Source organism: Blastococcus sp. SYSU DS0552, from assembly GCF_054050815.1.
Map to the genome: position 1 here is coordinate 114,459 of NZ_JBJHAB010000013.1, position 13,466 is coordinate 127,924.

Sequence of the window (13,466 nt, forward strand, 5' to 3'; positions counted from 1 at the left end):
TGCTCAGCGGTCGAGCAGCTGATCCGCGACCCAGCCGGCCACGGCGAGGATCAGCCCACCGATGACGGCCGTGCCGAAGCCGTCGACCGTCAGGCGATCGGTGATCGCGGCGGTGAGCCCCAGCAGCGCGGCGTTGATCAGCAGCAGGAACAGCCCGAGCGTGAGCAGCACGAAGGGCAGCGACAGCAGGCGCAGGATCGGCCCCACGATGGCGTTGACCACGCCGAAGATGAGGGCGATCCACAGGTAGGTGCCGAACTCGCCCAGTGGCGCGTCGGGGTTCGGCACGACCTCCAGCCCCGGGAGCACGTCGAAGTAGGTCAGGGCGTAGAAGACCGCCCCGAGGATGACCACCTTGAGCGCGAACTTGATCACGTGGTCACGCTAGCGGGGGCGCGCGGCCGATCGTGGGATCTCCGTGCATCTGGCGCCGTCTAGCTCTGGAGCTAGAGAGCCGCAGAGAGGGCTCGACCGTCAGGGAGCGCCCGGCGGGGCCCTCTCGCGAGCGCCGTATGACCATGTCTAGCGACTGCGCTAGACCAACCGATACAGACCTCGCGACGGCGCGCGGTCTTCCCGGTGCACCACCCGTCCCACGCGACACGCGGGGAGCGCCTTCTACGAATCTCTACGGCGGACGCTAGAGAAGCCCATACGGTGCTCGGCATGGACCCCGTGCGGAACCCCTACGCCCCGGGCGCGGGCCAGCGCCCGCCCGAGCTGGCCGGCCGCGACGGCGAGCTCTCCGCGTTCGACGTCGTCCTGGAGCGCATCGCCCGGGGCCGGCCGGAGCGGTCGCTGGTGCTCACCGGGTTGCGCGGCGTGGGCAAGACGGTGCTGCTCAACCAGCTTCGCTCCGCGGCGATCTCGCGCGGCTGGGGCACCGGCAAGATCGAGGCGCGGCCCGAGCAGTCGCTGCGCCGCCCCATCTCCTCGGCACTGCACATGGCGCTGCGGGAGCTGGGGCCCCGCCACGGCGACCAGGAGTCGGTCGCCGAGGTGCTCGGGGTGGTCAAGGCCTTCGCGCAGCGGGTGAACACGCCGGAGGCCAAGGTGCGCGACCGCTGGCAGCCGGGCATCGACGTCCCCGCGGCGACCGGGCGGGCCGACTCCGGCGACATGGAGATCGACCTGGTGGAGCTGCTCAGCGACGCCGCCGGGGTGGCCGCCGACATCGGCAGCGGCATCGCCCTGTTCATCGACGAGATGCAGGACATCCAGGCCGACGACGTCTCGGCCATCTGCGCGGCCTGCCACGAGCTCTCCCAGCAGGGGGCGCCGCTGATCGTCGTCGGCGCCGGGCTCCCCCACCTGCCGGCGGTGCTCTCGGCCTCGAAGAGCTACTCGGAGCGGCTGTTCCGCTACCTGCGGATCGACCGGCTGGAGCGCGAGGCCGCCGACCGCGCGCTGCTCGCGCCCGCCGAGCGGGAGGACGTCACCTTCGAGCCCGCCGCGCTGGACGCCCTCTACGAGGCGGCCGACGGCTACCCCTACTTCGTGCAGGCCTACGGCAAGGTCACCTGGGACGTCGCCGCCTCCTCCCCCATCACCCCCGCCGACGTCGCGATGGCCGCGCCGGTCGCCGAGGCCGAGCTGGCCGTCGGCTTCTTCGGCTCGCGCTACGACCGCGCCACCCCCGCCGAGCGCGAGTACATGCACGCCATGGCAGAGCTGGGCGGCCCCGGCGGCACCGCGGTGGCCACCTCCGAGGTCGCGGTCGCCCTCGGCCGCAAGCCGGCGTCCCTCTCCCCCGCGCGCGACTCGCTGATCAAGAAGGGGCTGGTCTACTCCGCCGAGCGGGGCCAGATCGCCTTCACCGTGCCCCACTTCGGCCGGTACCTGCTGCGCCACCCGGACTGACGGAGCCCCTGCACCCGCAGGCCGCGCCACACCGCACCGGGAACCGGGCCCGGCCGCACGAGGGCGTGCGGGGTCCGGGAACGAGATCCCACCTGCCGGGAGGGAGCGGGTGATGCCGCACACAGCGCACCGCCACCGCGCCCGAAGGGGTTGACAGCCGCCCCGGCGGGGCACCACGAGACGGTCGTGGACCCGAGTCGAGGGGGAGGCATGGGGCGACTCGCGTGGCCGGTGCGTCCGTTACCGGACGGACGCGGCGAGGTGTGGCGCTGGCGGCTCCGCGCCCTTGCCGAGCTCCCTGCGGCCCGGGCAGCCCTCCGCTCCCGGCTCCGGGACGTGGGGCACCCGCCCGCCGACGACGAGTGCAGCGAGCAGCTGGTGCTCGCCTTCGACGAGCTCGCCTCCAACGCCCTGCGCCACGGGGAGCACCCCGTGGTGGCCACCGTGGTGGCCGGCAGCGGCGGCTGGCTGCTCGACGTGAGCGATCGCGCGCCCGAGGCGATGCCCGCGCCCACGGCCGACCGCGACCCGGCCCGGGGCGGCATGGGCCTGCAGCTCGTGGCCCGCCTGTCGGTGGCGCACGGCTGGTACGTCGACGAGGAGTGCAAACACGTCTGGGCCTGCCTGCCGACCGAGAGCGAGAACCGGGCGCCCGCTCTCACCTGACCACCTGTTCCACGTGCAACACGGCGAGACCCCCGTCGCCCGGAGGCGGCGGGGGTCTCGCCGTGCACGACCGTCGGCCGCGGTGCGTCACGGCGAGTGGGCCCCGGAGGGGTCCGGGATGCCATGACGAAGCGGCTCAGCGCCGCCCGGGGACGGCACCTGACCGCGGTGCGGTCCGGAGGACCGCCATGTCATCGCCTCACGGCACGACGAAGGAGATCGCTCCCTTGCCGTAGGTGGGCACGTCGATGGCGAGGTCCACCCGGTTGAAGGCGGAGAGCATCCCGGCGAGGTCACCGGGCAGCTCCTCGCCCGGGGCGTACAGCTTGTGCAGCTTCGAGTGCGGGGCGCCCGCGGTGTTGAACAGCGCGGAGAGCACGTTCACCACCTCGTGCAGCGCCTCGACCTGCATGCCAGTGAGCTCGCCGTCCTCCTCGACCGCGTCCTGCGCGCCCCCGGGGGGCAGCAGGGCGAGGGCGGAGCCGGTGTAGGCGGCCGCACCCAGGTCCATGAGGCAGAGCGCGTTCACGCCCATCTGGGGGTCGACGTAGACGGCGACCGCCACCGGCTTCTCCGGCGTCGGCGTCACCGGCGCCCCGGGGGAGACGGTGACCGGCCGGCCGACCAGGCCGGTGAGCATGTCGCGGATGTCCTTGGCGGCGGGCAGCTGCACGGTGCCGGCGGGGGCGGTCATGCGATCACCCCGTCCAGGTGCTCCTTGAAGGTGTCCTCGTTGAACGGCTTGGCGATGAGGAACAGCGCGCCGGCGTTCGCGGCCTTCTCCCGCATCTCCGGGGAACCCTCGGAGGTGACGAAGCCGAAGGGGACCGCCGAGCCGGAGGCCCGCAGCGCCTGCAGGCACTCGATACCGGTCATGTTGGGCATGTTCCAGTCGGACAGGACCAGGTCCGGCTTCTCCGCCGAGACCTTGGCCAGCGCGTCGGCGCCGTCCTCGGCCTCGACGATGTCGTGGTCGTCGTAGCCGGCCTGGCGCAGCGTGCGGATGACGATCTGCCGCATGACGCGGCTGTCGTCGGCGATCAGGATCTTCACAAGGACACCTCGTTCTCGCGGGTGGGGGTGGGGACAGGCAGTGGCGGGAGGGCGCCCTGCACGGAGATGGCGATCGGCTCGCCGCGCCAGACGACGTCGATGCGGCAGACGTCGGCCGGGTTGCGCACCAGCGGTGCGTTGCCGACCTGGGGCAGGCTCAGGGCCGAGTGGCCGGGCAGCGCGGCCTTGACGCTGCCGCCGACCACGTTGGCGATCTCGCCGAACGCATCCGCGACGTCCTCGCCGTCGAGCACAGCCGGAGCGTGCTCGCGCAGCAGGGCACGCGAGAGCTCCTCGGCGGTGGCGCGGGCGGTGGTCAGCACGACGCTGCCGGTCCACGGGCCGACGATGTCGACCCAGCTGGACAGGATGTCGGCGGGCAGGTCACCGGGCACCGGGACGAGCACCTCGTCCTCGCCGACGAGCGAGATCCAGGCCTCCTGCGCGATCGACAGGACGGTGTCCCCGTCGATCAGGTCGGCGATGACGGGGCGGGCGTCGCCGGCGCGACGACGCTCGCCCGTGTCCATGGCGGTCACAGGGAGACCTCCTGCGGGAGCAGGCCGAGCAGCGCGAGCTTGTCGCGGAAGGCGTCGGCGGTGAACGGCTTGATCATGTACTCGTGGGCGCCGGCGGCCAGGGCGCGGACGATCTGGGTGTGCTCGCTCTCCGAGGTGACCATCATCATGGTCATCCGGCGCCAGGCCGGGTTGGCGCGCACGGCGGAGACGAACTGCAGCCCGTCCATCACCGGCATGTTCCAGTCGATGGTCGCCAGGTCGGGGACCCAGCCCTCGTCCAGCACGTCGAGGGCGGCGCGGCCGTGCTCGGCATCCCGGACCTCGTAGCCGAACCCGGTGAGGATCCCGGTGACGATCCGGCGCATCGCGCGCGAGTCGTCGATCACCAAGGCACGCATGTCAGGCCCCCTTCAGTGGGCGGTAGGCGGAGCTGCGGCCGATGACGACCCGCTCCCAGGAGTCGTCGACGCCGAGGGTGGTCTCGGCGGCGCCGAGGAACAGCCATCCGTCGGGTCGCATGAGGCCCCGCACGCGGCGGAGGATCGACTGCTTGGTGGGCAGGTCGAAGTAGATGAGGACGTTGCGCAGGTAGACCACGTCGAACGGGCCCATCCGCGGCAGCGGCGCCGCCAGGTTGCACTCGCTGGCGTTGACCATCCGGCGGAGGTTGGCCGACACCTCCCACTCCGTGCCGGCCCGGGTGAAGTGCCGGACCAGCATCGGAGCCGGCAGGCCCCGGTTCACCTCGAGCTGGCTGAACCGGCCGGCACGCGTGCGCTGCACCATCTCGCGGGAGAGGTCGGTCGCGGTGATCGAGACGCGCGAGGCGGCGTTCGGCAGCGCGTCGTCCAGAAGCATCGCGATCGTGTACGGCTCCTGCCCGCTGGAGCAGGCGGCCGACCAGATCTGCAGCCGCTCGCTCGGGCCGCGGGCCTGCAGCAGCGCCGGGAGCACGGTCGAGGTCAGCGCGGTGAACGGGTCACCATCGCGGAACCAGGACGTCTCGTTGGTGGTGAGCGCCTCGACGATCTTGCGGGTCTCGTCGGCGCTCGGCCGGGTCCGCACCGTCTCCACCAGCTTGGTGACGTCGGCGAGGCCCATCTGCCGGGCGATCGGGAGGAGACGCGCCTCCACCAGGTACTCCTTGCCCGGCTGGAGGACGATGGCGCTCTCCTTGCGGACGAGTTCTCGGACCCAGTCGAAACTGGTCGCGGTCAGGCTCATCGACGACCTCCCACGGCCATAGCTGTTGCGTTGTTCAGGGGTGCGGTACCGGCGAGGTGCCGCTGGATGGCTTCGGCGATGCGGTCGAGCGGCAGCACCTCGTCGGCGTAGCCGGCCTGGGCGACGGCGCCGGGCATGCCCCAGACCACCGACGTCGCCTGGTCCTGCACGACGACCGTGCCGCCTGCGTTGCGGATCTCGCCGCAGCCGTTGCGCCCGTCGGCGCCCATGCCGGTCAGCACGACGCCGAGCACGGCACCGTCGAAGGCGGCCACCGCCGAGCGGAAGAGCGGGTCGACCGCCGGGCGGCAGAAGTTCTCCGGAGGGCCCTGGTTCAGCGAGGTGGAGAAGCCTGCGCGGCCGTTGGCGCGGACGACGAGGTGGTGGTCACCGGGGGCGAGGTGCACGGTGCCGGGCACCAGCGGGGTGCCGTCGACGGCCTCCACCACGCGCAGGGGGCTCAGCCGGTCGAGCCGCTGGGCGAACTGCCGGGTGAACACCGGCGGCATGTGCTGGGCCAGCAGCACCGGCACGGGCAGGGTGGCCGGCAGCGCGGGGAGCACCCGGGCGAGCGCCTCGGGTCCACCGGTCGAGGACCCGATGACCAGGACCGCCGGCTTCTTGCCCGGCCCGGTTCGTGGCACGGCCGGGCGCGGCGGCGGGGGCGCCTGGGTGGTGGCCCGCGACGGCGTCATCGGCCGGCCGGTGAGGGCCTTGATCCTGGGGATCAGCTGCTCGCGGACGCTCTCCATGGACTGCGCCACGCTGCCGACGTTGGCCGGCTTGGTCACGTAGTCGTTGGCGCCTGCGGAGAGCGCGTCGAGCGTCGCGGTGGCACCGCGCTCGGTGAGCGTGCTGAACATGACGATCGGCACGCGGTTGCGCGCGCCGCGGATGGCCCGCACCGCCTCGATGCCGTTCATCTCCGGCATCTCGATGTCCATCGTGATGAGGTCGGGCTTGAGCTGCTCGAGCTTGCCGAGGGCCACCTTGCCGTTGACGGCGGTGCCCACGACCTCGATCCCCGGGTCCGCGGAGAGCACGTCGGTGACGATCTTGCGGACGACGACCGAGTCGTCGACCACCATCACCCGGATCGGGTTCACACGTCCTCCTGGCCCCTGCCCGCGCCGACCGGCGGGCTCGTTGTCTGTATCGGCATCTCCGCGTCGGGCTTGAGCCCTTCGGCGGTACGGCCGCCGACGTCCGCCGATTCGTTCGGGAACGGACGCCAGGAATGCCGCAGCACGGCGCCAGAGAAAGACGGAGCTGCCGACCGACGACCGTTCTCGGCATTCCGGGGAATGGCCGTGGACGGTGCGCGGGCAGGGGGACGCCGGACCCTCTGGAACGCCGCAGCCCGTCCTGGTCGTGGTGGATCCCGACCAGGGCGGGCTGGTGCTGCCTCAGAGTCTCGGCGGGAGAGGGCCGGGCTACAGCCGACACGCGAAAAGGTCTGGCCCTATTCTTTGGCCGTCATTGGGTGTCGACAATGCCCACTCGGCGACCGTGACGGTCGTGGTCGACATGTGCCCCGGAAATGGTCGGCCACCGGGGGATCGCGGCCCGATGCGGACCGCAGCGGCCGGTCAGGACAGGATGCCGACCCGACGCCCGGGGGCGCGGAGCACCGCGGCGCTCTCACTGCCGAGCAGGTCGTCGAGGACCAGTGCCTGGACGCACCCGGCCACGGCGTTCCAGGCACCGGCGGCTCCGTCGTGCAGGTCGAAGCCACCGTCGAGGAACGCCTGCACGGCGAGCAGATGCGCGGCGGCCAGTGCCCGGGTGCGCCCGGAGACGTGCGCTCCCCACGAGGCCTCGTGCATCGCGGTGGCCCAGGGACGGTGGGCGGCGCGCCCTTCGTCGACGGCCGCACGCCAGCGCGACCGCCCGGCGTCGTCCAGGTCGCGCACGGCGGCGAGGAAACCGTTCAGTTCCGCGGCGTGCTCCAGCCCCCACCCGGCGGGGCCGGCCAGCGGGCCGGTGTCCAGGGCGCGGTCGAAGGCGGCGGTCAGCTCGCGGCGCACGAGGGGCGGCAGCACCCCGGCTGCCCAGAAGCCGACGGCGGCGTCGGCCAGGACGTCGGCGGCCTGCTCCCAGGTGTCGGCGTCGAGCCGGCCGGAGAGGGCGTGCTCGGTGCCCAGGACGTCCTCGCGGAGCAGTCGCTCCAGCGTGGGGGCGTCGCCGATGGTGCCCATCTCCAGCTGGCGGACGAGCAGGGCGGTACGGTCCCCGGCGCCCTGGGCGGCGTCGGCGGCGGTGCGTACGTGGGGCACCGCGGCGGCCATCTCCCGCGCCCGGCGGGACCGGACCGCCCGTACGCCGCGCTGCTCACGGTCCAGGCCGCGGGCGGGGTGGACGCCGGCGAGGCGGCTGATCGCCGGCTCGTCGGCCCCCAGTCCGGCGAGCAGCACCTCGGCGACGGCCCGGCCGCCCGGAAGACGGACGAGGTCGAAGCCGAGGGTGGCGGCACTGACCAGCGAGTAGGGCACGACGCCTCCACGGCTCCGACAACGGGACGGACCCATGCTGGCTGCCCGGGCGGGGCAGCACCATGCGCCCGTCACCCCATCGCAGGAGCGCCTGTACACCTACAGCGTGTGTCGCACCGTGCGCGGTCAGCGATTGATCACTGCGTGTTACCGATCGCTACCCGAGGTGCTGGCTTGGCCGTCCCGTCGTCCTCGTCCCCGGCCACCCGCCGGGTGCCGCGATCCCGCCGACCGCGCGGCCGAACGCACGAGCGGCGGGGAGGTGGTCCTCCCCGCCGCCCGGTGCTGCGGTGTCGCTCCTGGTCGTGGTGTCCTTCGGAGGAGGACGAACCGCTACGCGCTGACGGCCTTCTGGACGTCCAGCGCCAGCAGCAGCTTCCCGTCGAGCTTGTAGGCGCCGCGGATGAGGTCACGGGCCTGACCCTCGAGGGTGTCCGGCGGCGCCTCGAAGTCGCTGGCGTCGACGTCGACCACGTCGGCGATCGAGTCGACCAGCATGCTGACCGCCTCGCCGTGCAGCCGGACGACGATGACGACGGGGTCGGTGCCCTCCGGACGCGGCGGCCGGCCGAGCCGCTCACGCAGCTCGATCGCGGTGACCACCTGGCCACGCAGGTTGATCAGGCCGGCGACCGCCGTCGGCGCGAGCGGCACGCGGGTGAGCTGCTGGCTGCGCAGCACCTCCTGCACGTGCTCGACCTCGATGCCGTACAGGTCGCCGTCCAGCCGGAAGGTGGCCAGCTGACCGCTGGTCGCCGGCGCGAGGGTGTGGGTCGAAGCGGTCACGTCAGACCTCCAGCAGAGCGGTGGGGACGCCGTCGGGCGTCGTCGTGGGAGGAGCGGAGTAGAACGCCGGGTCGGCGGCGAGGATCGCGGCCCGGACGTCGAGCAGCTCGGTCACCTTGTCGCCGAGGACGGCCGAGCCGAGCAGACCCATGTCGTCGATGTCGCTGCGCACAGCGGCCTCGCCGTCGACGATGTCGAGGATCTCCTCCACGACGATGGCGACGCTGCGGCCGTGGTCGGCGTAGACGATGACCTCGAGCACCTCCCGGTCGCTCTCCCCGTAGGCGCCCAGGTGCCGGTCCAGCCGGACCATCGGCAGGATGGCGCCGCGGTACTGGACGACCTCCCGGTTGCCGACCTTCTCCACCGCCTCGGTGCGGACCTGCTCGAGGCGGGTGACCGTGTCGAGCGGGATGGCCACCCGGCGACCGCCCCCGATGGCCGCCAGCAGCATCCGCTGCCGGTCGGTCTCGGCGGAGGCGACCTGGAGCGAACCGGCCCGCGCCTCCTGCCGGTCGGTGGTCTCCGTGCGCAGGGCACGGCGGGCGAGCGCCTGCACGTCGAGGATCAGCGCCACGGTGCCGTCACCGAGGACGGTCGCCCCGGAGTACAGGCCGATCGCCTTCAGCTGACCGCCGACGGCCTTGACGACGATCTCCTCGGTGTTGATGACCCGGTCCACGACCAGGCCGAAGCGCCGGCCCTCGGAGCGCAGGACCGCGATGACGACGTGCCCGTCGTGCCGCTCGGAGGTCAGACCCAGGACATCGGTGAGCCGGACCAGCGGGAGCAGCTCGCCGCGGAGGCGGTACACCTGCGCCCCACCGACCTCCTCGACGGCGTTGACGGCCTTCTCGGCATCCAGCGACACGAGCTCCTGCAGGCTGATCTGCGGGATCGCGTAGCGGTCGGTCGCGCACTCGACGGTCAGCGCCGGCACGATCGCCAGCGTCAGCGGGATGCGCAGCCGGCAGACGGTGCCCACCCCCGCGTCGGACTCGACCTCGATCGTGCCGCCGATGGACTCGATGTTGGTCTTGACGACATCCATGCCGACGCCGCGGCCGGAGACGTTCGTGACCGCCGCGGCGGTGGAGAAGCCGGGCAGGAAGATCAGCTGCAGGATGTCCGCCGGGCTCATCCGAGACAGCGCGTCGGCGGTGAGCAGGCCGCGCTGGACGGCCTTGGCGCCGAGCTTGACCGGGTCGATGCCGGCACCGTCGTCGGCCACCTCCACCACGACCTGGCCGCTCTCGTGCCGGGCGCGGAGGGTGAGGACGCCCTCGGCGGGCTTGCCGGCCTTCTTGCGGTCCTCGGGTGCCTCGATGCCGTGGTCGACGGAGTTCCGGACGAGGTGGGTCAGCGGGTCCTTGACGGCCTCGAGGAGGGTCTTGTCGAGCTCGGTGTCCCGTCCCTCCATCTCCAGGCGGATCGACTTCTTCAGCTGGAGGCCGAGGTCGCGGACGACGCGCGGCAGCTTGGACCAGATGTGGTCGATGGGCTGCATGCGCGTCTTCATGACGCCCTCCTGCAGCTCGCTGGCGATCAGGTTCAGCCGCTGGGAGGCGCGGATCAGGTCGGTGTCGGTCTGCCGCGCGACGTTCTGCACGATCTGGTTGCGGGTGAGGACCAGCTCGCCGACGAGCAGCATGAGCTCGTCGAGCAGGTCGACGTCCACGCGGATCGTGCTGTCGGCGACGGCACGGCGGACCTGACCGCCGGCGGCGGCGTCGGCGGGGACGGCCTCCCCCTCGGGGTGGTCGACGGCGACGGACTCGGACACCGGGTGCTCCTCGGTGACGGGGGCCGGGATGAACGGCTCCTCGGGCAGGTCGGCCCGCAGGTCATCCTGCGGGCCCTCGGGCAGCTCCTCGACGACGGGAGCGAGGACGGGCTTGGCCCGTGGGGCGCGCTTGGCCGGCGCCTTGGCGGCGGCGGGCTTGGCGGGGGCCTTCGCGGCAGCCGTGGCCGTCCCCCTGGCGGGCGCCTTCTTCGCGGGCGCCTTCTTCGCCGGGGCCGCCGCAGCGGCCACGGGGGCCTCGACAGCGCTGGCCTCGGCAGGGGGGGCCTCGGCAGCGGCGGCCGGGCCGTCCTCCATGGCGGCGCTGATGGCGGCGACGACGGCGGAGACGTCCACCGAACCCTCACCGCCGGAAGCCTCGATCGAGGTCAGCAGCGACCGGACCGTGTCCACCATCTGCAGCAGCACGCTGGTGCGCTGGGGCGTCAGGGCGAGCTCACCGTCGCGCAGGCGGGACAGCATGTTCTCGCCGACGTGCGTGACCTCCTCCAGGCGGTTGAAGGCCAGGAAGCCGCTGGTGCCCTTGATGGTGTGGATGGTCCGGAAGATGCTGGACAGCCGCTCACGGGAGTTCGGTTCCTGCTCGAGCGCGACCAGGTCGGTGTCGAGCTGGTCGAGGTTCTCGTGGCTCTCGACGAGGAACTCCTCGACGATGTCGTCCAGACCGTCCACTGCTGCCTTCTCTCTCATCGCGGCGGAGCACAGGCGGCCCCGTTGGGTCATCGGCGGATCGGCCGCGGATTCAAGGTGAACCCGCACCGCACCGGTCAGCCGTGTTATCGGCAGTTCATGGCCCGCAACCGACCCCCCAGCCGGGGGGACGGCGCCGGGCCGGCACGTGGGCCGGCCCGGCGCAGGCCCCGTCCGGAGGCCCACCCCGAAGCCTGCGAGGAGTGAGTGGACGGGGGCTCTTCAGTAGGTGAAGCGGCCGACGGTGGTGCGCAGGTCGGCGGCCATCCGGGACAGCTCGTCGACGGCGATGCGGGTCTGGCCCAGCGCCTGGGTGGTGGAGTCCGCGGCGGACGAGACGCCGGTGATGTTCTCGGCGATCTGCGTGGATCCGCTGGCCGCCTCCTGCACCGAGCGGGACATCTCGTTGGTGGTGGCCGTCTGCTCCTCCACCGCCGAGGCGATGGTGGTCTGCCGGTCGGAGATCTGCGCGACGATCGTGGAGATCTCCCCGATCGCGGTCACCGCGGCCGTCGTGTCGCCCTGAATGGCCTGCACGCGCCGGGCGATGTCCTCGGTCGCCTTCGCCGTCTCCTGCGCCAGCTCCTTCACCTCGTTCGCCACCACGGCGAAGCCCTTGCCGGCCTCACCCGCGCGGGCGGCCTCGATGGTGGCGTTCAGGGCGAGCAGGTTCGTCTGCTCCGCGATGCTCGTGATCACCTTGACGACGTTGCCGATCTCCGCCGAGGACTCCCCCAGCTTGGCGACCGTGGCCGTGGTGGTCTCGGCGGCCTGCACCGCGCGGGTGGCGACGTCGCTGGCCTCCGCCGCGTTGCTGGCGATCTCCCGGATCGAAGCGCCCATCTGCTCCGCGCCGGCGGCGACGGTCTGCACGTTGCGGCTGACCTCCTCGGCGGCGGTGGAAACCACGCCCGACTGTGCGGAGGTCTCCTCGGCACCGGCCGAGATCTGCGCCGACGAAGCGCTCAGCTCCTCGGAGGAAGCCGCGACCGCGTCCGCCGACCCGACGACCGAGGCCATCACCGCCCGGAGGTCGGTCACCGCGGAGTCCAGCGCCTGGCCCATCCGGCCCAGCTCGTCCTTGGTCGTCAGGCCACTGGAGCGCGTCAGGTCACCAGCGGCCAGGCCGGTCGCGACGTCCTGCACCTTGCGGGTGGAGCGGGCGATGCCCGTGGCGACGTAGAGGCCCCCCGCCAGCGCCAGGGCGATCCCGACGACCATGATGATGATCGACACGACGCGCTGACTCTCGTACTCGCTGCGGATCGCGGCGGCCGCCTGGCTCGCCTCCTCGGCCTCCATGTCCCGTAGCGCCTGGATGCCGCCGCCCATCTTCTCGGCGAGCGGCGCCCCCTGCTCCGCGTTCGCGCTCATCCAGCTGGCGAAGTCCTGCTTCTGCGCGTAGGGGACGAGGACGTCCTTCTGGAAGGCGACGTAGCTGCTGATGTCGGCGTCGACCCCATCGAGGATGTCGAGCTTCTCCGGTGCGCTGGTCCCGGCGCGGTACTCCGCGACGACGGCCTGGAGCTCGGCGCTCAGGTTGTCGATGTCGGCGATCTTGGCCGCCGTATCCGTGCCGAGGACCGTGTCGCGCAGGTTGACGCGCATGTCACCGAGCAACCCGTCCATGTCGGCGGCGGCCGCGACGCCCAGGAGGTTGTCCTCGTACAGCTGATCCGCCGCCGTGGCGGACGCGCTGAGTGCCTGGAGTCCGAGCACCCCGATGGCGCCGGCGACGACGCCCGCGGCCGAGACGGTCGTGAGGACCTTGGTCTTCACCGATCGGTCGCCCCACCAGGACAGCGGTGAACGGGAGGGCCCGGTGGCATGAGTGGAACGAGCGGCGGCGGACATGACGGTTCTCCAGGAATAGGGCAGCGGGGTGGGCCGAGGACTTCGTCGGGAACGAACGAAACACCTCGGTGGAGGCGCGGCCGACACGTAGGGCCGAGGCGACGAGCAAAATGTTAGGACATTTCCAAGATTGACGTTGCACCAATCATCGACGTGTCGCACGGCATCGCCGAGAATGGCCGGCAACCGCATTTCCCGTGTCGACTTGACGAGAATTTGCCGAGCCGCCCCGGCGCGGATGGCGGCACCGCCGAGCCCTCGCCCACCCGGGCACCCGTCCAGGAACGACGCGGGCCGGGTGGCGACCGGGGAAGGGGTCACCACCCGGCCCGGCCGGGGGGAAGTTCGCGTCAGGTCAGTAGCTGAACCTCCCGACCGTGGTGCGCAGGTCAGCCGCCATCCGGGACAGCTCGTCCACGGCGGTGCGGGTCTGGGTCAGCGCCTGGGTCGTGGCGTCCGCGGCCGTGGAGACGCTGGTGATGTTCTCCGCGATCTGCCCCGTACCGCCGGCGGCCTCCT

The 13,466-nt window shown here is 72.4% G+C and carries 13 protein-coding genes and 1 pseudogene; 2 read left to right on the forward strand and 12 right to left on the reverse strand.

The window, feature by feature from the left end:
- Positions 1-3 precede the first annotated feature (3 nt).
- A complete protein-coding gene (locus ACI8AG_RS14495) occupies positions 4-375 on the reverse strand; it encodes a phage holin family protein (RefSeq protein WP_456597610.1) in 372 nt (123 codons plus the stop codon).
- A gap of 291 nt (positions 376-666) precedes the next feature.
- On the opposite strand from ACI8AG_RS14495, the gene ACI8AG_RS14500 reads away from it, so the two are divergent.
- Both ACI8AG_RS14500 and ACI8AG_RS14505 read left to right on the forward strand, forming a co-directional pair.
- Entirely contained in the window at positions 667-1,860 is a 1,194-nt protein-coding gene (locus ACI8AG_RS14500; RefSeq protein WP_456590166.1) for an AAA family ATPase, read from the forward strand.
- Positions 1,861-2,070: 210 nt separating this feature from the next.
- Positions 2,071-2,526 carry an ATP-binding protein gene (locus ACI8AG_RS14505; protein ID WP_456597611.1) on the forward strand — a complete coding sequence of 152 codons (456 nt, stop codon included), beginning with the start codon at positions 2,071-2,073 and terminating at the stop codon, positions 2,524-2,526.
- A 199-nt stretch (positions 2,527-2,725) separates the two neighbouring features.
- Here the strand turns inward: ACI8AG_RS14505 and ACI8AG_RS14510 are convergent, their stop codons facing one another.
- The 11 genes and pseudogenes from ACI8AG_RS14510 to ACI8AG_RS14560 all read right to left on the reverse strand — a co-directional run.
- Positions 2,726-3,220, reverse strand: a complete 495-nt coding sequence (locus ACI8AG_RS14510) for a hypothetical protein (RefSeq protein WP_456597612.1) — start codon at positions 3,218-3,220, stop codon at positions 2,726-2,728.
- Positions 3,217-3,579, reverse strand: a complete 363-nt coding sequence (locus tag ACI8AG_RS14515) for a response regulator (RefSeq protein ID WP_456590163.1) — start codon at positions 3,577-3,579, stop codon at positions 3,217-3,219. Before ACI8AG_RS14515 ends, ACI8AG_RS14510 begins: the two co-directional genes overlap by 4 nt.
- Positions 3,576-4,109, reverse strand: a complete 534-nt coding sequence (locus ACI8AG_RS14520; protein WP_456590220.1) for a chemotaxis protein CheX — start codon at positions 4,107-4,109, stop codon at positions 3,576-3,578. Before ACI8AG_RS14520 ends, ACI8AG_RS14515 begins: the two co-directional genes overlap by 4 nt.
- Positions 4,110-4,114: 5 nt before the next feature.
- Complete coding sequence (locus ACI8AG_RS14525; protein ID WP_456590162.1) at positions 4,115-4,498, reverse strand: response regulator; 384 nt, start codon at positions 4,496-4,498, stop codon at positions 4,115-4,117.
- A 1-nt stretch (position 4,499) separates the two neighbouring features.
- A complete protein-coding gene (locus ACI8AG_RS14530; RefSeq protein WP_456597613.1) occupies positions 4,500-5,324 on the reverse strand; it encodes a CheR family methyltransferase in 825 nt (274 codons plus the stop codon).
- Positions 5,321-6,430 (reverse strand): protein-glutamate methylesterase/protein-glutamine glutaminase, encoded by a 1,110-nt coding sequence (locus tag ACI8AG_RS14535; RefSeq protein WP_456597614.1) that lies wholly within the window; start codon positions 6,428-6,430, stop codon positions 5,321-5,323. Before ACI8AG_RS14535 ends, ACI8AG_RS14530 begins: the two co-directional genes overlap by 4 nt.
- 483 nt (positions 6,431-6,913) lie before the next feature.
- A complete protein-coding gene (locus ACI8AG_RS14540) occupies positions 6,914-7,816 on the reverse strand; it encodes a hypothetical protein (protein WP_456597615.1) in 903 nt (300 codons plus the stop codon).
- A 333-nt stretch (positions 7,817-8,149) separates the two neighbouring features.
- Positions 8,150-8,602 (reverse strand): chemotaxis protein CheW, encoded by a 453-nt coding sequence (locus ACI8AG_RS14545; RefSeq protein WP_456590158.1) that lies wholly within the window; start codon positions 8,600-8,602, stop codon positions 8,150-8,152.
- A 1-nt stretch (position 8,603) separates the two neighbouring features.
- On the reverse strand, positions 8,604-11,075 hold the full coding sequence (locus tag ACI8AG_RS14550; protein WP_456597616.1) for a chemotaxis protein CheW: 2,472 nt from the start codon (positions 11,073-11,075) through the stop codon (positions 8,604-8,606).
- A gap of 240 nt (positions 11,076-11,315) precedes the next feature.
- Positions 11,316-12,872, reverse strand: a complete 1,557-nt coding sequence (locus ACI8AG_RS14555; protein ID WP_456590156.1) for a methyl-accepting chemotaxis protein — start codon at positions 12,870-12,872, stop codon at positions 11,316-11,318.
- A gap of 430 nt (positions 12,873-13,302) precedes the next feature.
- A pseudogene (locus ACI8AG_RS14560) lies at positions 13,303-13,466 on the reverse strand (methyl-accepting chemotaxis protein); the annotation flags it as partial.